The 23,535-nt window shown below is 39.6% G+C and carries 23 protein-coding genes; 1 reads left to right on the plus strand and 22 read right to left on the minus strand.

From position 1 onward, the window contains the following. Positions 1 to 10: 10 nt before the first annotated feature. The 10 genes from DWW43_RS01260 to DWW43_RS01305 all read right to left on the minus strand — a co-directional run bounded on the left by DWW43_RS01260 (position 11) and on the right by DWW43_RS01305 (position 9,046). Positions 11 to 397: a response regulator transcription factor gene (locus tag DWW43_RS01260; RefSeq protein ID WP_119962505.1), complete on the minus strand. Its 387-nt coding sequence runs from the start codon at positions 395 to 397 to the stop codon at positions 11 to 13. A gap of 180 nt (positions 398 to 577) precedes the next feature. Beyond that, on the minus strand, positions 578 to 1,207 hold the full coding sequence (locus DWW43_RS01265) for a response regulator transcription factor (RefSeq protein ID WP_119962506.1): 630 nt from the start codon (positions 1,205 to 1,207) through the stop codon (positions 578 to 580). Continuing rightward, positions 1,204 to 2,454 carry an ATP-binding protein gene (locus tag DWW43_RS01270; protein ID WP_119962507.1) on the minus strand — a complete coding sequence of 417 codons (1,251 nt, stop codon included), beginning with the start codon at positions 2,452 to 2,454 and terminating at the stop codon, positions 1,204 to 1,206. Before DWW43_RS01270 ends, DWW43_RS01265 begins: the two co-directional genes overlap by 4 nt. Continuing rightward, positions 2,451 to 4,136: a hypothetical protein gene (locus DWW43_RS01275; protein ID WP_243104366.1), complete on the minus strand. Its 1,686-nt coding sequence runs from the start codon at positions 4,134 to 4,136 to the stop codon at positions 2,451 to 2,453. Before DWW43_RS01275 ends, DWW43_RS01270 begins: the two co-directional genes overlap by 4 nt. 723 nt (positions 4,137 to 4,859) lie before the next feature. Then, a complete protein-coding gene (locus DWW43_RS01280) occupies positions 4,860 to 6,089 on the minus strand; it encodes a hypothetical protein (RefSeq protein WP_119962508.1) in 1,230 nt (409 codons plus the stop codon). 11 nt (positions 6,090 to 6,100) lie between these two features. Next, positions 6,101 to 6,751: a hypothetical protein gene (locus tag DWW43_RS01285; protein ID WP_119962509.1), complete on the minus strand. Its 651-nt coding sequence runs from the start codon at positions 6,749 to 6,751 to the stop codon at positions 6,101 to 6,103. 108 nt (positions 6,752 to 6,859) lie between these two features. Beyond that, a complete protein-coding gene (locus DWW43_RS01290) occupies positions 6,860 to 7,156 on the minus strand; it encodes a type II toxin-antitoxin system RelE/ParE family toxin (RefSeq protein WP_119962510.1) in 297 nt (98 codons plus the stop codon). Between the two features lie 3 nt (positions 7,157 to 7,159). Further along, complete coding sequence (locus tag DWW43_RS01295) at positions 7,160 to 7,408, minus strand: type II toxin-antitoxin system prevent-host-death family antitoxin (protein ID WP_055196174.1); 249 nt, start codon at positions 7,406 to 7,408, stop codon at positions 7,160 to 7,162. Between the two features lie 79 nt (positions 7,409 to 7,487). Continuing rightward, positions 7,488 to 7,865: a winged helix-turn-helix domain-containing protein gene (locus DWW43_RS01300; RefSeq protein WP_119962511.1), complete on the minus strand. Its 378-nt coding sequence runs from the start codon at positions 7,863 to 7,865 to the stop codon at positions 7,488 to 7,490. A 98-nt stretch (positions 7,866 to 7,963) separates the two neighbouring features. Beyond that, positions 7,964 to 9,046: an ABC transporter permease gene (locus DWW43_RS01305; RefSeq protein WP_119962512.1), complete on the minus strand. Its 1,083-nt coding sequence runs from the start codon at positions 9,044 to 9,046 to the stop codon at positions 7,964 to 7,966. Positions 9,047 to 9,342: 296 nt separating this feature from the next. Here DWW43_RS01305 and DWW43_RS01315 point away from each other — a divergent pair, with 296 nt between their 5' ends. Further along, a complete protein-coding gene (locus DWW43_RS01315) occupies positions 9,343 to 10,119 on the plus strand; it encodes a hypothetical protein (protein WP_119962513.1) in 777 nt (258 codons plus the stop codon). 107 nt (positions 10,120 to 10,226) lie between these two features. Here DWW43_RS01315 and guaA read toward each other — a convergent pair whose 3' ends face one another. The 12 genes from guaA to DWW43_RS01375 all read right to left on the minus strand — a co-directional run bounded on the left by guaA (position 10,227) and on the right by DWW43_RS01375 (position 23,459). Next, complete coding sequence (gene guaA / locus DWW43_RS01320; RefSeq protein ID WP_044944527.1) at positions 10,227 to 11,768, minus strand: glutamine-hydrolyzing GMP synthase; 1,542 nt, start codon at positions 11,766 to 11,768, stop codon at positions 10,227 to 10,229. A 258-nt stretch (positions 11,769 to 12,026) separates the two neighbouring features. Next, a complete protein-coding gene (locus DWW43_RS01325) occupies positions 12,027 to 13,274 on the minus strand; it encodes a S41 family peptidase (RefSeq protein ID WP_119962514.1) in 1,248 nt (415 codons plus the stop codon). A 248-nt stretch (positions 13,275 to 13,522) separates the two neighbouring features. Beyond that, positions 13,523 to 14,746, minus strand: a complete 1,224-nt coding sequence (locus DWW43_RS01330; protein WP_119962515.1) for a M23 family metallopeptidase — start codon at positions 14,744 to 14,746, stop codon at positions 13,523 to 13,525. 15 nt (positions 14,747 to 14,761) lie between these two features. Further along, positions 14,762 to 15,670 carry a permease-like cell division protein FtsX gene (gene ftsX, locus DWW43_RS01335; protein ID WP_008399892.1) on the minus strand — a complete coding sequence of 303 codons (909 nt, stop codon included), beginning with the start codon at positions 15,668 to 15,670 and terminating at the stop codon, positions 14,762 to 14,764. Next, positions 15,660 to 16,346, minus strand: a complete 687-nt coding sequence (gene ftsE / locus DWW43_RS01340) for a cell division ATP-binding protein FtsE (protein ID WP_008399894.1) — start codon at positions 16,344 to 16,346, stop codon at positions 15,660 to 15,662. Before ftsE ends, ftsX begins: the two co-directional genes overlap by 11 nt. 128 nt (positions 16,347 to 16,474) lie before the next feature. Further along, positions 16,475 to 17,563, minus strand: a complete 1,089-nt coding sequence (locus tag DWW43_RS01345) for a helix-turn-helix domain-containing protein (protein ID WP_021943137.1) — start codon at positions 17,561 to 17,563, stop codon at positions 16,475 to 16,477. A gap of 208 nt (positions 17,564 to 17,771) precedes the next feature. Continuing rightward, complete coding sequence (ugpC, locus tag DWW43_RS01350) at positions 17,772 to 18,884, minus strand: sn-glycerol-3-phosphate ABC transporter ATP-binding protein UgpC (RefSeq protein WP_008399896.1); 1,113 nt, start codon at positions 18,882 to 18,884, stop codon at positions 17,772 to 17,774. 197 nt (positions 18,885 to 19,081) lie between these two features. Beyond that, positions 19,082 to 19,945 (minus strand): YitT family protein, encoded by an 864-nt coding sequence (locus DWW43_RS01355; protein ID WP_161117630.1) that lies wholly within the window; start codon positions 19,943 to 19,945, stop codon positions 19,082 to 19,084. 230 nt (positions 19,946 to 20,175) lie between these two features. Further along, positions 20,176 to 20,733, minus strand: coding sequence for a LytR C-terminal domain-containing protein (locus DWW43_RS01360; protein WP_008399899.1), 558 nt, complete (start codon positions 20,731 to 20,733; stop codon positions 20,176 to 20,178). 483 nt (positions 20,734 to 21,216) lie between these two features. After that, complete coding sequence (locus tag DWW43_RS01365) at positions 21,217 to 21,459, minus strand: hypothetical protein (protein WP_119962517.1); 243 nt, start codon at positions 21,457 to 21,459, stop codon at positions 21,217 to 21,219. 101 nt (positions 21,460 to 21,560) lie between these two features. Continuing rightward, positions 21,561 to 22,295 (minus strand): SDR family NAD(P)-dependent oxidoreductase, encoded by a 735-nt coding sequence (locus tag DWW43_RS01370; protein ID WP_008399907.1) that lies wholly within the window; start codon positions 22,293 to 22,295, stop codon positions 21,561 to 21,563. A gap of 27 nt (positions 22,296 to 22,322) precedes the next feature. Beyond that, positions 22,323 to 23,459: a putative manganese transporter gene (locus DWW43_RS01375; protein WP_243104367.1), complete on the minus strand. Its 1,137-nt coding sequence runs from the start codon at positions 23,457 to 23,459 to the stop codon at positions 22,323 to 22,325. Positions 23,460 to 23,535 lie beyond the last annotated feature (76 nt).

Genomic DNA, 23,535 nt, shown 5'->3' on the forward strand with positions numbered 1-23,535 from the left:
GTTGCCTGATTTAAACACTGTCGATCACCGAAGCAAAGTAGTTTTCGGATACCGAACCGAAGAGAAAAGCGTCTATCAGACCCTCGCGCTTTGCCTGCCGTACCTTTTCGGTCAACTCTCCGTCTGTATCGTCATCCACAAAGAGAATGACCCGGCAGTTTTCCGTGTTCCGTTTTACCTTGTCACGGATTGCCATTCGTTCTTTGAACATCCATGGCGAATACGCCTTGACCTCCATTAAAAGCACATCCGGTCGATGCGTTTTGCACCACTCGGCGGTTGTGTCCGGCGACTCGGAAATCACAACTTGGCAATCGTCCAATTTTTGCATCAGCATTCGCTCCATGGTGTGCGCATGGATATCGCTCTGAATGTCCAAAACGATTTTTTTCATCATTCATCACCACCTTCTAAAAGCATAACTCTAATCTTACAGTATCAATTGTACTGACTTTTGGGGCACTCGTCACTGGCACTTGTGCCAGTAACAGAAGAAAAATCTCGATTTTTTCAAAAAATTTTTGCCTTTTGGGCGCGAAAAACCCCTTGACCATACAGCCAAGGGGTTCAGTTTTGCTTATTCGTCTTTTAAGGTGGTTACCATGAGCTTGTTTTCAATGGCAGTTGCAACCAGTGCTTCTCTACTTTTAAAGCTGCCCTTTTCCACCATATCGTCCAGGTTCCAGCGAACGCCGTTTTTGGAAATGCCCAGCTTATCGGCAATTTCCTGATAGGTAAAGCCCTTTATGTAAAGCCGCAGGATGTCTAACTGCCGTGGCGAGAAGGCATCGGACATCGTACCCTCCATTTCAATGGTCGGAGCGATATCGGGGAATACCTTTTCGCCTACCAGGGTGCGCTTTACCACGCTCATCAGTTCCTCTGTGCCGTGGTCCTTATACCACAGGCTGTCGGCAGCACCCATTTTGGCTCTTTGCAAAACTTCGGGATCTACAAGCGAGGTAGCCACAACGATTTTGATTTGCGGAAAAGCCTTTTTGATGCGCTCTGCGGCGGCAAGACCGGAGTGCTTGTGCTGCGTCTGCACATCCATAAGGACGAGCTTTACGGTGGCGTCGCAATGCTTTTCCGCTTCAAAGGCGTCACGGAAAACGCCGACAAGATGAAACTCGCCATCTGCAGCAAGACGATCGACAAAGTGCTTTTGGATGTATAAATCATCCTCTACAAGTATGGTGTTTATCATAGGCTGATCTCCTTTGCGGGAATCGTAATCAGAAGAGCAAATCGTGGATTGTGCGAAATATGCATTTCACCGCCGGAGCTTTCAATACTGCGGCGAAGCGTTGACAGTCCGCTGCCTTCCTTTATCGGCTCTGTGGGTATTTTGCCGTTGTTGGTTATGGTAACATCATAGCATTCGTCGCGCTGGGCAATGCGGATATATACCTCATTCCCGTCTGCGTGCTTGATGCAGTTGGTCACGCACTCCTTGGTGGCAGCAACGGTCAGCTCCTCGGCTACGGTATCACGGGGCAGGTAGCCGTCGATTTTTACAGCCACGCCAAGTTGCCGTGCGGTTCTTTTTACCTCGTCCATTGTGCTGACAGAGGTGACACGGTTGCTTGCCAACATACCGATGGCATTTTGCAGCGCCTCAAGCTTTCGCTCGGTATCCTCTCCGCTGTCTATGATGTCACGGATGGTCAAGAGGCTTCGCCCGATGGTATCGTGAATATAGACCTTTAGGTCAAGGCTTTCCTTCTCCTTGACATCGTCCTCCATGCGAGCGTACATATTCCTGAGCTTCCGATTGACTTCTGCCAGTTCTTTATTTATTTTCTCTTGCTTTTGGTAGCCGTTATACAGCTCGGTTACATTGTGCGCCGTTATCTGCTGCCAGCGGTCATCGCTGTCCACGGTGATATTTTGTGTGCGAAACTGCCAGACGGTCTTGTCGGGCAGGATGTAGCAATCATCCTTGACGGTTACGGATCTGTCCGGCACGCTCAGGGCATTTTCCATATCGCTTTTGATTTGCAGCTCGTGGCCGCAAAGGGCAAAGGAGAGCCTGCGCATACGGTTGTTGCACAGGATGATCCTGCCGTTGGGGTCGGCAAAGCAGATGCCCATAGGCAGCTTATCGGTTGCTTCCTTAATGGAGAACGGCGAGAGCTCGTTCTTTTTACGGCGGTATTCCCGCGGCAGAGCAATGGCAAAGTGAACTGCCGCAAGGAAAATGGCAGCGGCAAATATCAGCCACGGTGCATCCAGCAGAAATGCGTCCCCGATATTATCGGGATCTGCCTGGGAAACGGAAAACAGCAGTGGAATCATCACCGCCATAACCGCCAGACTCAGCAGGCTGCGCACCGGCTTATTGCTGCGAAGAAGCTGATACATAAACAGCCCGATTTCAAGGACGATCTCCACAAGCATGATAAACGGCAGCATAGTCTGCCCAAATTCAGAAATGGAAGAAAATGCACTCATTTCCTGTCACCTTCTTTCGCTTCAAATACAAGGCGCTGGTATTCCTCGTCATCCTCTTTTTCACAGCGGATACTGTCTCCGCTTACCAAAGCGGAAAGGTCGGCCTTGCAGCACACATTCAGTGACAAGCGCAAGCCGTCTGCCTTTATGAGGCTTACCTGTATGCCTGTTAAATTCAAAATATCGGCTTCAATAACCGATTCATAAAAATCAAATACAGCGGTCGCCGTTTTGCCGGAGAGCATGGAAAGAGACTCGTCCACATAGAGCGAGCTGCGGACGCCCAACAGTTTCAGCGTTTGGAGGGACTCATTGAAGGCACGGTGGAGTTCCGTTGCCGCTATTTTAATATCTCGGTCGGTAAGGAGCGTCAGATGCTTGCGGCGTTTAATATAGCTGCACAGCACGGCAATCTCGGCAAGGAGCGTTTTGGCGCTGTCGGGATCGGTGCTTGAGATTCGGCGGTATTCCTTAGTGAGTTCCGCAATGCGGTCGATCTGCGTCTGCGTAGCGGAACGCAGGAGATCATACAGGCGGTTTTGCTCCTCCACCTTGCGGCGCTTGGCTTCACGCTTGTATTCATAACGGAGTATTTCGTTCCTGTCGGCAAGCTCATCTGCAAGGAGCTCGGAGTCCTCCTTGATGTCACGCAAAGCCGACACATCCTCTGTCCATACGGCATAGCCGCCGTCAATGGGCATGGTGTGAACGGTCAAGCCGCCCATCGTGACCGGGCTTTGCTCGGCTTTTTTCATCGTTTCCTTTGAGATAGGTGTAGCGTTTACAGCTGCATACCGAACGGTAAAGTCCTTGTCGGTGATCTCTGCCGATGTGCCGACAGAGGAGGCAAACAAGTCCACATAACGGCTGTTTGAATGTATATATCCGCAAGCGATGCAAAACTCAAAGGTCAGAATATACATCACACTTTGGAATGCAGCAATATCGCCGAACAAGTGGAGCAGCCAATCCGCACTCGCATAGTAAAGTGCGCTGTAAACAATCGCCAGCAGCATAGGAACAATGGGCAGAAAGTGGAGCCTTCCTTTTTGCACGCGGCATTTGAAAAACATAATTACGAGTGCGGCAAAGGCACATAGTACCTGCCAGCCCACACTAATGAAGTAGCCTATCGAGTAACCGTAGTTTTTGTCTGTCCACACGGCGGCGTCCTTCGGAAAGGTAAATACGAATTGGTGCAGGTCATTTGTGATCACGAGCAGAAGCAATACGCCGGAGATGATCCACAGAACCGACATTCCCTTGGGGAATTTGTATTCGTCCGGCTTTCCCAATGACATGGCAATCAGCAGTGCCAGCATAGGCACAAACAGCATGGGCAGATAGAACAGATACCACAGGTAACGGACGGCATCCGGCTGCCAGAATATAAAATACTTTGCCGAACGGACTACCATCCATATGATGAGCAGCACTGCGGTGACCGTCATAAACCTGCACACCTGCTTTTGCACGATCCGCTGACGGACGGAGAGCCCCCAGGCAGCGAACAGACCGATATAGATAAAGCTGCGCATATAGGAAAACAGCATCGGGTAGAAACTGCCCCTGCCTACAATTCGGAAGCAATATGCCAGTATCATGGCAAGTACAGCGATGCCGCTTGTTATGATAGTATTCTTTTTCTGTTCGGTCATAAACATACCCCATTTCGCCTTCATTCGTTTTTGCTTACCCTTGGGTATAACTTTTCAAATTAAATTATAGTATAAATCCGTCTATTCCTCAACTGCTTCTTACGAGACTTCAGGTTTTGCATTCCTGAAAGTTCTCCAAAAAATTATGGGAAAAAACTATATTCAAATATGATATGAACTTCTAATCACGCGAAAAGAAAAATAGTTCATACTTTACAATGATATATCCTAACAAACCCTTATATTTACTGAGTTTATTAGGATATATTTATTATTTAACTTACTATACATTAACTACTAAAGATAACATATTTCTAATCTCCTTTTTTTATAAATTGTTATTTTATTTTCATTGACCACAGTTTTAATATAAATGTATTTCTTCCCAAAGTCGTGGTAGCACCGCTACTACTTTACTTGCTTATAAAACAAAAAAAAGACTCCAATGTGACTAATTAATCACATTGGAGCCTTATTCTCCTATATTTGCCGAAATGGTATCATATTGGTATCACTTCGGTAATATTATATACAATTATGTGGTTCAAAGCCCTTTATTTAAAGGCTTTCTTAAAATTTGAATTCAAAAAAACGTCTACTCAAACTCTTTTTCGGGTCCGATTTTTCATATAAATCTGATGTTATTACGTTTCAAAACCGCATTATTTTGATACGGTTTTGTATCTTTTTAATGTGGTTCCAAAACTACTGTACCCAAATTGTACCCATATCAACAGATAATATACTCTATAAATCACGAGCTCCTTGTTTATAATTTGTATTATTAAGTAAGGATGCTGTTTTAAAATTAATATCAGCTGTATCCATGCTTCTACTCATAATTTCTTGAATATTATCTCTACATACATTATCAATATTTTTTTGCAAGGCTCCCTCCATATGATATAATGGCAAAACATTGTTTTTAAAGTCCTGACTAGAAAGTTCTCCCATATCATCATAAGTATAGTTCAAAACTTTTTTATCGGCAAAACCATGTATGTATGCTTTTCCAAAGAAAGAATCTCTTTTCAACTTTTTTAATACATGCTGTGAAACATTTTTTTCTGCTGATTTGTCTTTCAAGTTGATAACAAAATTGACCATTTGCCTCTCTATTATAGCCGACCAATTAAAATCAGATTTTAATAATGTTCTTGAAAGAATAACCTTATCAAAGTGTGCCTTAACATAGTTACTTTCATCAACCATATATCTTCCTAGTAAAAATGTACCCATTTCATCTGCGTAAACGCATAAGTCACTTTCATATGTACAGTACATTAAGGATATCCACCCTTTAAATCGCTGCAATTCATTCTCAACATCACAATCATTTCTATATAAATAGGGAGCAAATATCCAGCCACTCGAACTTACTATTGGTGCAATTTCATAATTCCACATAAGAAACTTTTCCGCATTACAAACTGTTACTAATATTTTCTTCTTTTTAACTCCCCGTATAATATGTCTGTTGATATATGCTTCTCTAGCCATTAAAAGTGCCTCAACACTATAATAGTCATCATAATCATCCCATGTCGATTTATCTTTATCTTTATCTAAAATAACTTCTACCATACCTACATCTAAACTATATCTATCTTTTGATAACATATTCAGAAATGCATAAATAGTATCTTTTCTACTCTCGTTTATAATGATTATGTCTAATTCACAGCCATCCATATCCAGCAATTCATTTGTCTGAAAATTACAGCATTCTTCATTTGGAACAATCAGTATACAATCTAAATCATTTGGATCCGGCTTATTTGTTATGAATGAACCACCTATAATCACACTGCTCGCATTTCTATTTACTGCAAAAGCAAACATTTGCTCTAACACTTCTTTATAATTACTTCTAATAGTATTATTACCATAGCAAAATCTTTCAAAAAATTCATCCGACTTACATACATGCACCCCTTTATCCAATGTACCTCTCAAATTAAATTCTGGTAAACTCATACGATTTCTCCTTATATATTTGTATATGTTTTCAATTCTCTGTTATCTAATAAACCTTTCATATTTTTTTCTATACTTTTTCTATAGGAAATAAATTTTCCTTGATAAGAATTTATCAGCTCAGCCGTAAAAACATCAAAACATTCCTTATATTCACCTTCTGATATTTCTTTTGCCTTTAATTTATTAGAATACTTCAATATCTCCTCTTGGATCATAATAAATCTTGTTGTTTCGTTTATAGTACTTTCAATTAACCTATCTTTCTTTGATAACCTAAAAAAATAAGTAAAAGTCGAATATAAAGAAACTATTTTATTATATGTAATACCAAAATAATCAAACATCTTTGATATATCAGCGTTATTATTGTACTCTTCCATAACAGATATGATATCCAAAGCATTATATAATAAACCATCCAAGTAACGATACATTTCTATATAATAATTACTTTTTTCAGTATTATACTGAACAATAGCAGGAATCAAAACTAATAGTCCACTTGCAAACATACCCAAACACAAATTTTTATAATATTCAATATGCATTCCCTTTGCAATTTCTGTATCATAATTTGTAAACTCAAAAATGATAGAAATACATAATACAAGTATACAAATAATCATCATTATTACAATTGTCTTTTTGCTGACTTTCATAACATCTATTTCCCTCCCATATTAAAGTTTGGATATCTTTCTCTTTTGTTAATCTATAAGCCATATTACAGATTTTAACGAGACTAAATTCATCTCACCTCAATAAAACTAAAATATCCTCGTAATATCCTGATACCGATTTACCACTCGGTAAATCTCTACTACATCTTTACCAACCTTATACAGCACAACATAATCTTGCCACACCACATACTTATAATCCGTCTTAAAACTCACACGCTTAGACAAGTCTGCACCAATGTAAGGAAACTGCTGTATATTTTCAAACTGGCGGTAAATCTCCTGTATTGTTTCCAATGCTTTATCTGCATTATCCTCAGCAATATAATTCTTAATAGATTTCAAGTCCTGTGCCACTAACGGATTGATCCGTAACTTCATCATGTTCTATTCTCCCACCATTGTCTTCAGTTCATCCAATGACAACCAGCCATCTCCATCCTTGACAGCCGCCTCAGCCTCTTGTAGTTTTTCTAAAAGCTTCTTTTCTGCTTTATCACGCTCATAATCTTCTATATCCATTACCACAAATCTTCCCCTTCCGTTTTTCGTAAGGAAAACAGGCTCTCCCACCTGACAGTTCTTCAACACTTCATTGTAATTTCTCAAATCAGATACCGGTAATATATTTGGCATAGTTACCATCCTTTCAAAATCAATACTATATTCTATCTTTTATTATAGCCAAAAATGCTGTAAAAATCAACGAAGGTTTTTACAGCATTTCCCTTATTTGCAGTGTCTGATTAAATCGATAACCAACTCCCCAGACCGTTTGAATGTAAACTGGCTTGCTTGGGTTATCTTCTATCTTTTCCCGTATGTTGCGAATATGGCTCATAACAATGTTGTAATCGCCGAAATATGGTTCTTTCCAAACACTATCATATATCTGCTCTTTGCTAAATACTATTCCGGCATTTTGAGCCAACAACAATAAAATTTCAAATTCTGTATATGTAAGTTCAATCTCATTTCCGTCACGAACCACAATCCGCTTAAACTTGTCAATACAAAGTCCTTCAAAATGAAGTTTTTCTTTACAGAAGTCATCATGTTTCAGAACTTCTATTTCTTCATTAACATATGACAAAAGACGATTGAAAATATGCTCTTCTCCATCCTCAAATGATAGAATTAAAATCTTCCCAAATGATCACCCCATTTCACATCCTGTACAAGTCAATTATTTTATGCAAATTGTTTTGTCTTATAAGATACCAATCCTTTTACCAAACACCCTATGGCAAAACAAACATTTATTCCCAATACAATATACCATATCTCATATATGTCATTTACAATTCCCGACATGACAAGAAAAATCGGCATAGAATCTACTATAAGCCATATGATTCCTCCGAAAAACATCCTTATCAATACAGGAAGTCCCCAACATACAGCCGCAATAATTACTGCGCCAAAAGAGCTATCCTGATATGCAGAAACGCATAGTGTAATAGCGCATAACGATAAAAGCGCCTGAAAAGCTAATCCTAATAAAATGCCAAGATATTTCAAAAATAATACAGGTTGAAGCATATGTTGAGAAAGCACCATCCAGGATATATTTTCAAATCCCTTCAAACCATATATCATCCAACATAAGACTAAATTGACTAACACAAACCACATAAAAATGAAAATAGTGAATGTAAAAGAAGCTAAAATTTTAGCAGGAACATCTTTTCTTCTTCCTTCTTCCGTACTAAAAATTAATGGCAGCATTTTCGTCTGGCTTTCCTCTGCGAAAATGGTAGACACCCCGCAAATAATCAATATGCTTCCTAAAATCAATCCAAACTGAAGCATTTCAACGAATACCTTCCATCCCGTTGTATATGCCAAATAAGGTGTTTTCCCAATTTCATCATAAGCTTTTCCCAATTCCGTTTCCCCCAGAGAATATCTTTCCGTTGGAAGTACACCATTTTCCCATGCACCATTGGTAAAATATCGTGTAACAAAATCATTTAAAAAGTTTCCATCTCTCCACTCTGGCATATTTTCCTCAAGTTTTGTAGGCAAACCATATTTTTCAATTATTTGATTCACTTTTTCATCCGTCAAATCACCTTCAAATTCTTCCGTAATCTTCCGATTCATCTGCACTGCTTCATAACCGGAATAAAACTTTCCATCTACTGTCGCTATTTCTCCACCGACCTCTGCAAACCAAAAATACAGAAACAGCAATCCTGTCGCAGCCAACATTCCTATTTTGAATAATTTATTCTGAAAAAGCTTAAAAAGCTCCATCTTATAAAGTCGCATTTTTTTCTCCCCCTGTTATTTGTGTATGATAAAGATATGCATCTTCCAGTGTACTTTCCACATTTTCTGCACCTACAACCGGCTGTCTTTCTGAAACAATTCTTAGTTCAACATTTTCTCCACTACTTCTCATATTGCTTACAATGAAGCTACTGGTTATCAATCCCTATATCAACTTATTATGCCAATACTTAATACTTGAAAAAAATGGCGAAACATATCATTTAAATTCTTTCGCCGAAAAATATATAATTCAAAAACTTTTACCGGATAGCAACACCTATGAAAAATTATCAATGAAAATAAAATCAAGCATTAATGAAATAAATACAGAATTGGACAACCTAAATCAAGATTTGAATACTAATCCAAATGTCAGGAACATTATTAGGGATTGGGCTATTGAATATGATGGTGATAAAATTGCAGCCGCCAAATCGTACCATATATACCAGAATACACTTTCCGACTGTCGAACTGAAAGCCATTTTCATGTATCATCAGCTTATGAATCTGCCATCAAAGAATTTTCTATGCTTGAACGAACTACCATGCACCCATATGTAAAATATCAAAAAGCTAGAGCATTAGGAATTATTGATCAAACACACCTATTGCAAGAACATCTCAAAGAAGATATTGATAAAGCATATATAGATTGTATTTGGTCTATAAAAACCAATTCTCTCTATCAAAAAATTAAATCAACAAAAACCTATGCTTCTATTTTATGGATATATGGAAGTTTTTTGCTAAACAAAAGCGACGCAGCTGAAGATAAATTAGCCGCAATCAGATATCTTGAAGAAAGTGTTAATTGCTTTCAGTCTTTGTCAGTTAATGATAAAGAATATTATCAGTGTCTTACATTGCTTGGAAATTCATATTTGGACTTTTTTAAAATTACAAATAATTATGCATATTTTTTAAAAAGCAAGTCCATAGGTAATAAACTTTATAAAGAAAGATTTTATTATAACAACGAACCTCAGGTAAAATCAATTGCTACAAAGTTAAATACTGAAATACGCAAAATGGAAAATAGCATAAATAAATCATCATTGTCAACGTGAAAGGCTCTCCATTTCTGCAATAAAATTTTGTACCCAAATCGTACCCAACGCCAACAAAAAAATCCCTGCAAAGCACATAAATACAGGCTTTGTAGGGATTTACCTTTTTATTCAAACTCAATCGTTCCAGGTGGCTTACTCGTCAGATCATACATTACTCGATTGACACCCTTCACTTCATTAATAATTCTTGTCATTACTCTCTGCAATACTTCAAACGGAATATCCGCGCAGTCAGCAGTCATGAAATCACTGGTGCATACGGCACGAAGCGCAACTGCATAATCGTAGGTACGTTCATCACCCATAACACCAACCGAACGCATGTTGGTAAGCGCTGCAAAATATTGTCCAAGTCCTTTATCAAGACCTGCTTTTGCAATCTCCTCACGATAGATATAGTCAGCATCCTGAACAATCTTAACCTTCTCAGCCGTTACTTCCCCAACAATACGGATTCCAAGACCCGGACCTGGGAATGGCTGACGGCTTACCAGATACTCTGGGATACCAAGCTCACGACCCGCTTTACGAACCTCGTCCTTGAACAGGAGGCGAAGCGGTTCAACGATTTCTTTGAAATCAACATAATCCGGAAGTCCGCCTACGTTGTGGTGACTCTTGATCGTTGCAGATTTTCCGAGACCGGATTCGATCACATCAGGGTAAATTGTTCCCTGTACCAAGAAGTCAACAGCGCCGATCTTCTTTGCTTCTTCCTCAAATACACGAATAAATTCTTCACCGATGATCTTACGTTTTGCTTCCGGTTCAACAACTCCTGCAAGTTTCTGGTAGAAACGATCCTGCGCATTTACACGGATGAAGTTCAGATCATATGGACCATCCGGACCAAATACTGCTTCGACTTCATCACCCTCGTTCTTACGAAGAAGTCCCTGATCGACAAATACACAAGTAAGCTGCTTGCCGACTGCCTTGGATAACAGAACGGCTGCAACCGATGAATCTACACCACCGGATAATGCACAGAGCACTTTTCCATTTCCAATCTTCTCACGCAGACTCTTGATCGTATCTTCAACGAAAGAATCCATCTTCCAGTCACCGGAGCATTTACATACATCCATGACAAATGCACGAAGCATCTTCATTCCTTCTTCTGTATGCATAACCTCTGGATGGAACTGCGTTGCATATAAGTTCTTCTCTGCATTTTCCATTGCCGCAAATGGACAGTTTGGAGTCGTTGCAGTTGATACAAATCCTTCCGGCGCTTCTGCGATATAGTCGGTATGACTCATCCAGCAGATTGTTGATTTATTTACATCTTTAAACAAAATGGAATTCTTATCCACTGTTACCTCAGTTCTGCCATATTCACTGACCGGAGCAGTTGCTACCTTACCGCCGAGCACATGTGCCATCAACTGTGAACCATAACAGATTCCAAGGATTGGAATACCCAGTTCAAAAATTTCCTTGCTGTAACTTGGTGAATCAGCTTTGTATACACTATTCGGTCCACCGGTGAAAATAATGCCTTTCGGGTTCATCTTCTTGATCTCGTCAATGCTCATAGTGTACGGATGTACTTCTGCATAGACATTACATTCTCTGACCCTTCGTGCAATAAGCTGATTGTACTGACCACCAAAGTCCAGTACGATAATCAATTCCTTATTCATGAAAGTTTCTCCTTTATTTTTCTTAACCGTGCGCACTCGCAAATACTTCGTATTTCCTCTCTCGCACGGGTTTTCCTTTTCGCCGTGCACACTCGCAAATACTTCGTATTTCCTCGTTGTCGGGCTTTCGCCCTATCAAAATAAACTCTAATGCTTTCGTCTGCAAGCAGCCGAATCATCAGAGTTTATTTTGGCACGGCTCAATGCTTACGCATATTATACCATGTAATTATTCTATTTTCTACACCTAATCCTGCTCTATTTTACCTTCCCGCGCAATACTTCCAGACCTTTCTGGTACTGTGTATCCTTCTCGCCTTGGAAATCATCTGCCGTATAATCTTCCGGTAATTTCACTTCGATATCCGGAGCTACGCCCTTCTTATGAATGTCATTTCCATTTGGAGTGAAATATTTGGCAGTTGTAAGCTTTATTGCTGAGCCATCAGAAAGCGGAATAACCGACTGTACGATTCCCTTTCCATATGTGTTCTCGCCAATGATCGTCGCAACACCATATTCCTTTAATGCTGCTGTCATGATCTCAGATGCACTTGCGCTCTCCCCATTTACAAGCACTACCATCGGAAGATCAAACTGCTCATCGTCCGTAGACTCATACGTTGATAAGACATTTCCATTCTTATCTTCCTGATATACGATTTTTCCGGCAGGGAGCAGATAATCGCACATATCGACAACTGTAGCTAACATTCCACCCGGATCTGAACGAAGGTCGATCATCAGTGCTGTCATGCCCTGAGACTTCAGATCTTCTACAGCATCCCTGAATAAATCATTTGTATTTGCTACAAACTGTGTTACACGGACGTAACCAATCTTCTTATCTGCATCTGCCATAAAGTAGGAAACGGTACTGTTCTCCAGTTTTCTTCTGGTAATGGTTACTGTATGATACTTTCTCTCACTTGGTCTATAGATTTCAAGGGTAACATCCGTACCTTCTTCTCCACGTATCTTTGTAACCAGATAGTCCAGATCGTCGGATTCCTGAATCTCATAATCATCAATCTTACAGATCAGATCGTCAGGTTTGATGTCTACTTCGGAAGCCGGTGAATCCTCTGTAATGCTGACCGCAATCGCATATCCGGTTTCCTCATCCTGTCTTACGACAACACCGATACCTGCATATTCACCGGAACTGTCTTCCTGCAGTTTTGCAAATTCCTCTGGTGTATAATATTTTGCATATGGATCATCCAATGCCTCGATCAGCCCAGCATACAGACCATTCTGCATATCCTCGTCTGAGGTGTCAAAATAATAGGACTTATCGATAATCGTTTCCAGACTCGCAAGCTTCTCCAACGTGTTTTCGTCTACGACCGAACCATCATAATCCAGATTATTATGTCGCTTTCCGGCATCTGAATTCAGATCACCACTCTTTGAATTATCCTTAGTAAAAGAACAACCCATCATTCCGGCGCATCCGGCTATAACCACCACACCGAGAATCCATCTCTTAAAATTATGTCTCATGTTACCTCCAGTGATGCATTTTTCGCATCAGCGTCCTTTCATAAACTTGAAAATATACATTTACCCATATGTCAGATCATAAATTATGTATAATCCTATAGGTATTCTGTAAATTTTCTTTTATAAACGACAACAGACAAATCCAGTTTTCACCCGATCTGTCTGTTGTTTTATCCTATGTGTAATTCTGTAAAATCCCACAATTCTGACCGTGATCACATTTCTGCGATTTCGGTCTTCATCTTGTTTTACAGGTAATCAAGTGGATTTACATAAGTTCCATTTATCATTACACCAAAATGGCAATGTGAACCTGTACTATATCCGGTGCTTCCTGCCTTTGCAATTACCTGTCCCTGTTCTACTGTCTGACCCACACCGACTACCAGCTGGGAATTGTGCATATATACAGTAGATATACCATTTCCATGATCGATCATAATGTAATATCCTGCGGATGAACTGTACTGCGAGATAACAACCGTACCGGCCGCTGATGCAACAACATCACTTCCGGTTGGACATGGAATATCGATTCCCTTATGGTTAGAACTTGCACCTGCTGTAGGTGATGTTCTCGGTCCAAAATACGAGCTGATTCTGCTTCCCTGTGTAGCCGGCCACATAAATGATCCACCGCTCGGTGTATAATACTGTGGTGTAGTACTTCCGCTTCCGCCACTGCTCTGCTGCTGTGCAGCCTGCTGTTCTGCAAGTTTTCTCTGAATCTCCGCAATCTGGGCATCTGCTGCATCCATTTCTTTCTGATATTTCTCAACCAAAGATTTCTGTGCATCGATATCCTGTGAATATTCAGCAATCTTCTGATTCTTCTCATTGATTGCTACATCCAGATTTGATTTCTGTGTTTCCAGATCTGCTTTAACAGATTCAACCTCTTTCAAATCTGTCTCGAGAGTTGTCTCATATTCTTGGATCTTCTGTCTTGTATCGATCAGTGCATTTAACTGCTTCTGGTCATAGCTTGAGATCTGCTCTACATATTCTGACTTATTTAACATATCCGTAAAAGATGCGGATGACATCAATGTATCTATGTACTCAACTTCTCCATTTTCATAGAGATACTGAATACGCTTCATCATTGCTGCATACTGATTGTCTTCCTCAACCTGCGCTGCTGCAAGATTCTTCTTTGTCTCATCAATCTCTGTATTTAATTTATCTTCTTCTTCTTCCTTTGCAGTAATCTGCGTCTGAATATCTGAAACCTGCTTATCCAGTGCTTCTACATCACTGATCAACTTATTCTGCTTCTCTTCAAGGCCATCCAACACGCCCTGAGCTTCTTTTTTATTTCCTTCCGCTTCATTCTTGCTGTCCTTTGCATCCTGAATACTCGTTGCCGAAACCCGAGATACAGGCGGCATTGCAGCAAGTGCAACCGCACATACAATAACAAGCGCCGTCTTTTTGAATTTTTTCATTAACGGTATCTGAATTTTCTTCAAAATAAAGACCTCCTCTTATACTTTCAAATGTTTTCTGGTAGTGATTAAACTACCAAATAAACCTACACCTATACCTAAAATAAGCCCAACAGGAATCATTGTTTTAAACAATTCTTCCTTACTGACAAATGCGAATACAGATGTAATTACTGCAAATCGTCCTGCCACATATTCCAGAATCTTCTGATACATAACATATAACAGATAAAGCGGAATAACAGAACCGACTGCTCCGATAATAATACCTTCTATTATGAACGGCGCACGTACAAAGAAGTTCGTTGCACCGATCAATTTCATAATTGCAATTTCTTCCTTACGAACTGTAATGCCAATGGTAATCGTATTGCTGATCAGGAAGATGGATACCAACATCAGGATTACCACAATTCCGATAGAAGCATATCCTACCAATGAGGACAATGTCGAGATACTGTCAGCTGTAACCTCAGAACTTCTGACATTTCGCACTCCGTCTAAACCTTTTGCAAATGCTACAAACTCAGCCTGTTTGGATACATCCTTCAACGTTACCTCATAAGAAGCAGAATTCTTTAACGGGTTATCATCTCCGAATGCTGCCTTTGCAGCCTCAGGATCATCATAATTCTGCTCACAGAACTTATCAAATGCTTCATCTGCACTGATATAATCCATTGTATTTACATAATCAAGGACTCGTATCTGTTCACCGATCAACTGAACCGTTTCGTCCGGAATATCTTCTTCAAAGAAAATCGATATCGTTACATTATTCTCCAAATCCTTCATTCCTGACTGAAAGTTTACAACAACTGCATATACAATACCAAATATGAACAAACATGAAATAATTGTACCGATTGATGCAAGAGAGAACAATATATTTCTTCTGATGTTCGTAAATCCCTGTCTCAGGATATAAAAGAATGTACTAATCTTCATCTATATAACCACCTTGTTTTTCATCGCTGATAACCACACCTTTTTTTAATGTGATTACTCTCTTTCGCATCTCATTTACAATATCCTTATTATGAGTTACGACAACCACTGTTGTTCCACGCTTATTGATATCATCAAGCAGTTCCATGATATCCTGTGAGTTCTTCGGATCCAGGTTACCGGTTGGCTCATCGGCAAGGATGATTTCCGGATTGTTTACCAGTGCTCTTGCCATGGCAACTCTCTGCTGCTCTCCACCAGAAAGCTCCTTCGGATAAGATTTATACTTATCCGCAAGACCTACCAGCGTCAGCATAGCCGGAACTCTACGTCTGATGTATCTCGCAGGAGTCTGTATAACTCTCTGTGCAAATGCAACATTTTCATAGATGGTTCTGTCCTTTAACAGTCTGAAATTCTGAAATACAACTCCGATCTTTCTTCTGACCTTCGGAATATTCTTTCTTTTTATAGTTTTATAATTATATCCTGCTACACGGATAGACCCAGAGGTCGGATCTAATTCCTTTAATAACAGCTTGATCAATGTTGTCTTACCTGATCCGCTGCTACCAACAATAAAGACAAATTCGCCTTTCTCTATATTAATATTAACATTCTTCAGAGCCGTCATACCACCTGGGTAGGTCATAGTAACATTCTCTAACTCTATCATAATGGTTTCCTTTCAAATTTAACGTCTGTACTTTCTCACTCTTTGCTTTTGCAAGTATAGCAGTAAAATGTGAAATATATGTGTAAATCCTGCATACAATATATTACAAAGAGTCCAGATTCTTCCTTTTAATAGTCTAATGACTCCATATACTTCATATACTTAACTACCATTAACGCAATCTTAAATGTGATCGCATCCTCAAATACACGAAGATCCAGACCGGTACTCTTCTGAAGCTTATCCAAACGATAAACCAGAGTATTTCTGTGAATATATAACTGTCTGGAGGTCTCTGATACATTCAGACTGTTCTCAAAAAACTTATCAATAGTAGTAAGGGTCTCTTCGTCGAACTCATCCGGTGATTTGCCATCGAAAATCTCACGAATGAACATCTTGCAGAGTGGGAGCGGAAGCTGATAGATCAGACGTCCGATTCCAAGATTACTATATGCGATAATGTTCTGGTTCTCGTAGAAGATCTTTCCAACATCCAGTGCCATCTTAGCTTCTTTATAAGAACGGGATACTTCCTTAATCTCATTTACGATCGTACCATATGATACATGAACAGAAGACATAACCTCTGTATTCAGCATATCTACAACAACCTTGGCAATCTTATTCATATCATCATAGGATTCTGTCTGCTTTACTTCCTTTACAAGAATGATGTTCTTCTCATCCACAGCGGTAATAAAATCCTTTGTCTTTGTAGAAAAGATATTACGAACTGTTTCAAGGGCATTTGTATCCTTCTCATTCTTTGTCTCAATGATAAATACGATTCTCCTTACATCTGTATCAATGTGAAGCTTCTTTGCTCTGTTGTAAATATCAACAAGCAACAGATTATCTAACAGCAGATTTTTGATGAAGTTATCCTTATCAAAACGCTCCTTATATGCAACTAAGAGATTCTGAATCTGGAACGCTGCGATCTTACCAACCATGTAAGTATCATCTGTCTCCCCCTTTGCAAGCAAGATATGTTCTAACTGGTTATCATCAAACACCTTAAAGAACTGGTAATCCCGAATTGCCTGACTCTCTGCCGGGGAATCAACAAACGCAAGTACTGCTTCTTCACAGTCATCTACATCCTTAAATGTAGATGCAAGAATCTTTCCTTCTGTATCAAGAACACACAAATCGGTTCTTGTAATATTCTTTAATCCATCAATCGTATCCTGAAGTATCTGGTTCGATATCATATATTCTACACTCCTTATTCTTATATTCGGATTCCGTATTCTTTCCCCATCCATTCTGCCTGACGGATAAGCCTCCCGGAAAACATACGAATAACAAAATACACTACTGTACCTATTCTAAATCATATTGCGAAAAAAAAAAAGAGAAAATGCAGAAATTTCTGCATTTTCCCTGTTTGTTTATAAATATTTAAGTATGTATGATCTATTAGCTTACTAAGATCTCCTCTGTTTCCTTATCAAAGATATGAATCTTGCTTAAGTCAAATGCAAACTGTACTGTATCGCCAGGTCTGGCTGTTGTACGAGCATTAACTCTTGCTGTGATATCGAACTGATCGATTGTGAAGTATAAGTAAACTTCAGCACCTAACATTTCGTAAATATTGATTCTTGCATCAATAACGCTTTCCGGTGATGACTCGATGAAGAGCTGCTCATCATGGATATCTTCAGGACGAATACCAAGAACAACTTCCTTATCAACTGCATCAAGTGCAATAAGTCTCTCAGCCTTACTATCAGGAACTTTAATTGAGTGTGAACCAAACATTAAGAGAATGTCTGCTCCAGACTTAACTACCTTACAATCAATGAAGTTCATAGGTGGCATACCCATGAAACCGGCTACGAATAAGTTACATGGCTTATCGTATAAGTTCTGTGGTGTATCTACCTGCTGAATAATACCATCCTTCATAACTACGATTCTTGTACCAAGTGTCATAGCCTCTGTCTGGTCATGTGTAACGTAGATGATAGTTGTCTGTAATCTCTGATGTAACTTGGAAATCTCAACACGCATCTGTACACGAAGTTTCGCATCAAGGTTTGAAAGTGGCTCATCCATAAGGAATACCTTAGGCTCACGAACGATTGCTCGACCCATAGCCACACGCTGTCTCTGACCACCTGATAAAGCCTTTGGCTTTCTGTCAAGTAAGTGTTCAATATCAAGGATCTTAGCAGCTTCATGAACAGCCTTGTCAATCTTCTCCTTCGGAGCCTTTCTTAACTTAAGTCCGAATGCCATGTTGTCATATACTGACATATGCGGATACAGAGCGTAGTTCTGGAATACCATTGCGATATCTCTATCCTTAGGCTCTACGTCATTTACAAGCTTGTCGCCGATCCATAACTCACCTGAGCTGATATCCTCAAGACCTGCGATCATTCTAAGAGTTGTTGACTTACCACATCCTGAAGGTCCAACGAAAATGATGAACTCCTTATCTTCAATTTCAAGGTTGAAATCCTTAACAGCATTAAATCCGTTAGGATATACCTTATAGATGTTCTTAAGTGATAAACTTGCCATTCTGCAAATACCTCCGTAAATATTATATAGTATTGTTTTATTTATTCATTCGTTCTGAACATAGTGTCATTTTACAACATTCCCCTTCTTTAAACCATATGATTATTGCCCAAAAAAAATTTTAATGTTTTGTTTGTTTTGTATACGACCGCAAAAAAACTAACATTTTGACGATTTTCGCATCGATTTAAGAAGATTTAAGACGAGAATTTTGTGAAACCTTCACCAAAAACCTCCGTTACCTGCCCTACAATCATAAAAGATTTTTCATCAATTGTCCTTATTTTATCCTTTAATTCTACTAATTGTCTACTTGACAAAACCGAAATTATCATTACACGCCCTTCATTCGTATAACCACCCTTTGTTTTCAATACTGTTACACCTCTTCCAATATCATTTATGATACAGGATTTGATCTCATCGCATCTGGAAGAAATAATGTAAACCAGTTTTCCATGTCTGATTCCCTGTACGATCATATCGGATAATTTTGTTGATATTACGATTGCAATAACAGCATACAGCATATTTTCCAGGCCAAATGCAATTCCGCCTGCTATTACGATCACTATGTCTATACCCCCAAGGAATAACGGCGCACCAATATCGTTTCTCATATGATTCAATATCAATGCCATAAGATCCACGCCGCCGGATGACGCATTCAGACGGAACATAAGACCATAAGCGCAACCAAATATAACTCCGCCAAGAATCATATTCAAAAGTCTGTCATGCGTTGCAAGCGGAAGTGCAGGAATAACTGCCAGAAATGCTGTAGAAATAACCGTTGTATATGCTGTCCTTATCATACTTTTTCTATCGAGCAGAAAATACCCCCATATAAATAACGGAACATTGATAACCAAATTCGTCAACCAGACCGGAATTCCGGTTCCCATATTTTCCGTCAGATTTTCTATTATAATTCCTATTCCGGTCACGCCTCCGGGAACTATCTGTTCACTGTTAAAAATCCAAACAACACCCAGTGACATCAAAAACGCCGCCACCGTTAACAATACATACGTTTCTATCGTTTCTCGATTTTTGTTCATGCAACTGCCTTCCATACAATTTTTATATAGTATGTCCGATTTTTTTCGGCATAGTCACCATTGATTATAAATAGCAGTTATACACAAACATCCTTGCACCTGTAAAATATTCTTTATACATGATGACATTTAAAACAAAAAAAGCAGGCACATCACATTTCTGTAATAACACCTGCTTCTCTGTCTGTATGAACAATCTGTATAGATAGGCAATCCGATCATCCTGCTGTTTAGTTTTTAATATCACTTGTTCCAACGATTACAATAATATCATATCCGTCAATCGGCACATCAAAATCGGATGCTGATAACGTATCTGTTGTTGACATTTCCGGTGATGAAAATTCCGCAGCAAGATCTGCTCCATCATATGAACCGGATACGCATACCTTTGATGTCGCGATCGCCGACTGATTATAAGTACCAACTTCTACCGAAGTATATCCTTTACCCTCTAATGCGGTCTTCCATGCACCGGCAACTCCACTGGTTCCTGTTGCATTAATAACAAGGATTTTAGCATCTGTAGATGCAACCGCACCGGTTTCATCCGCTCCGTCCGATCCGCTGTTCTCGTCATCTCCATTATTAAACGTCGGATCATTTTCATCCTCTGCTTCTGTTACTATTTCTTTTCCTGTTGTCGTCTTCTTACTGTCTTTCAGAGAATTATTCTTTACTAATGTCTTTATAAGCAGTGCTCCTATTACAACAATGCCAACTGCAAGAATGATTACAACGGCTCTGAGCATTGTTTCCAGAAATAATCTCAATACTTTTTTACCCATTTTCTGGCCTCCATTTTATTTATAAAATATAATGCTTGTCCCGGAATATCCGTTCCGTTCTTTTTATTAAACAGACTATCAATCCCGTGCATCACAAATGCACCAAAATCATTACTTTTCTGTACACCTTTATTGTACCTGAAAAATTACCTAATGAGTATACCAAACGTACTTTTAAATTTCAACCTGCATTTCTAATTTCTTATTTTCTCTGCCTGATAAATTCTGTCATTATAATTTCAAACCTTATTCCCCTCTTACTTTCTCCGAATAAAAATAAAGAGTCACTTGCGGGTCTTTCGCACCTACGCAAATTTGCAAGGCAATTAACTTCTTCACGAAGTGCGCCCCCTCAGCGGAGCACTTTTTACTTTATAGGGCGATCTTGCCTATAAAGTAAAAAAGATTCCTATATAATATACATACAAGAATCTTTTATATATACTGTTATATAATTATCAAATCTGATAAACAGTCTGCTGCTTATTTCTGTACCCGTTTTTTTCCGCATACCTCACAAACGTCTCCACTGTTTACATGCCCACATCCCCAGCATGTCCATTCAACTGTTTCCGGCTCGCGCTTCGGCTGTTGGCTCGTTGTCATTGTAAAATTCTTTGATATGATCTCAACATTTCCATCTTTATCTACTGTTGTCTTTAGATCTGCCGATACGTTTGCTGCTACAACCTCGCCCTTTTTCTTTTTAATAAACTTTATTCCCATAATCTCTACCCCATATCTGCGCAACTTTGCATAGATTATTTTATAGCAATATGAACAATTTTTCAATAGAGAATTGGGGAAATTGCAAAACGTTTACCGATCTACTGCCAACCGCCATCAAAGGTCAGTATCTGTCCGGTCAGATAGCTGCCGGCATTTGCTACCGTTATGATAAATTCTGCAGCCTCTGTCTCTGTTCCCATCCTGCCAAACGGAATTTCCTCTTCCAATGCATTTTTTTCTTCCGATGACAAATGCCCGTTCATCGTAGTATCGATAGCTCCAAATGCGATTGCATTCACCGCTATACCGCTCGGTGCAAGCTCTTTCGCAAGAGCCTTTGTAAATGCATTGACCGCACCCTTGGTCGCTGAATACGCTACCTCACAGGAGGCTCCGACATTGCCCCATACAGATGAAATGTTGATAATACGTCCCTTATGTGCATGCACCATGTATGGCACAACCTGACGGCATGTGTTAAATACTGACGTTATATTCGTATCTATAATTCTTTTCCAGTCCGTTTCATCCATATCGGTCAGCAGCCCGACATAAGAAATTCCGGCATTATTGACCAACAGATCAATCTTCTTACCAAAATGTTCGATTACATGCTCTATAAACTGCCTTACAAATGTAAAATCTCCGGCATCACCGATCTCTGCATAACAATCTGTGCCCTGCGCAAGTATCTTCTGTTGAACCTCTTTCAACTTTTTCGGATGGCGAAATGACGTTATGGCTATTTTTTTATATTGTTGTGCAAGGGCTTCCGCCGTTGCTGCACCAATTCCTGTTGATGCCCCGATAACTATTGCTGTTTTCTGTTCCATTCTTTCTGTTCTCGCTGTTCTTTCTATTTAAAATGTGATACCCAACAGATTGATCAATAATCCCCAGCACACACTGGTAACATACAAGGTTCCAACGACCATAATGTTTTCTTTTAATCTGTGGCGGTTCATACGGAACAATACCAGAAGTCCTACGCCTGCACTGACAAGCAATCCTGACATCATTGCTCCAGAACTGAGCATTCCGTCCAGATAAAGCTCTGTAATGATAACAGACGGTGCACAGTTTGGTATCAGTCCAATCAGTGCTGCCATTGCTTCTCCAAGGAACGGTACATCACCAAGAAGTCTTCCAATCGCATCTTCCCCTGCGATACCGATAATAATATTTAACACAAAGGATACCGCCAGAATAAATACCGTAATCTTCAAGGTGTGCTTTAACGCCGACATCCAGATTCCATCCTCACAGTTGCAGTGTTCCTGCTCACACAGATCATGGATATGTTTTTCTTCTATGTCCGTACCATCATAGTGGATATGTCCATGATGTGTGTGTGTACTTTTTTCATCGTGGGTATGCATATTTTTTTCATCATGCACATGCACACTTTTTCCATTATGTGTATGAGTATCTTTATAATTATGTGTACATTCTGCATTGACTGTCTGTGCTGCCTGAACGGAATATCCAGAATGCTTCGAATATTTTTCTTTATCTGCACTGTCTGTATTTTTAGAATTATCGCTTTTTGAAGACGCTGTATGCTTCGTTTTTCTTCCTGCCAGATATCTTCTGCGGATATATTTATTTGCAAGATCGACTGCATAACCTGTAACGATCGCAATACACATTTTTGCAAGCAGGATACGAATAATTGTACCGGCATTTACTGTATGCGAAATAAAGATTGGAAGCATCTCATCAGAGGTTGACATAAATACCGCAAGCACAACTCCTGCTGTGATCACACCACCACTGTAAAGGTTCGCTGCCACACAGGAAAATCCACACTGTGGAACGATTCCAAGTGCTCCACCTGCCAACGGACCAAACGCACCGGCAGACTGCATATATTGCTTCTGCTTTTCTTCTGTTCTCTGCTCCAACCATTCCATCAGCAGATATGTCACTAATAAAAATGGTATTAATTTTACACTATCGATCAGTGCATCTGAAAACGAATCAAATAACAATTCCATACTATCCATCTCATTCCTGAAAATATAATTTGCAACCAAGTTGCATTATCAGATTATAGCATTATTTTGCCCAATG

It is taken from the genome of Clostridium sp. AF15-41 (assembly GCF_003604095.1).
Lineage (GTDB): Bacteria > Bacillota > Clostridia > Lachnospirales > Lachnospiraceae > Coprococcus.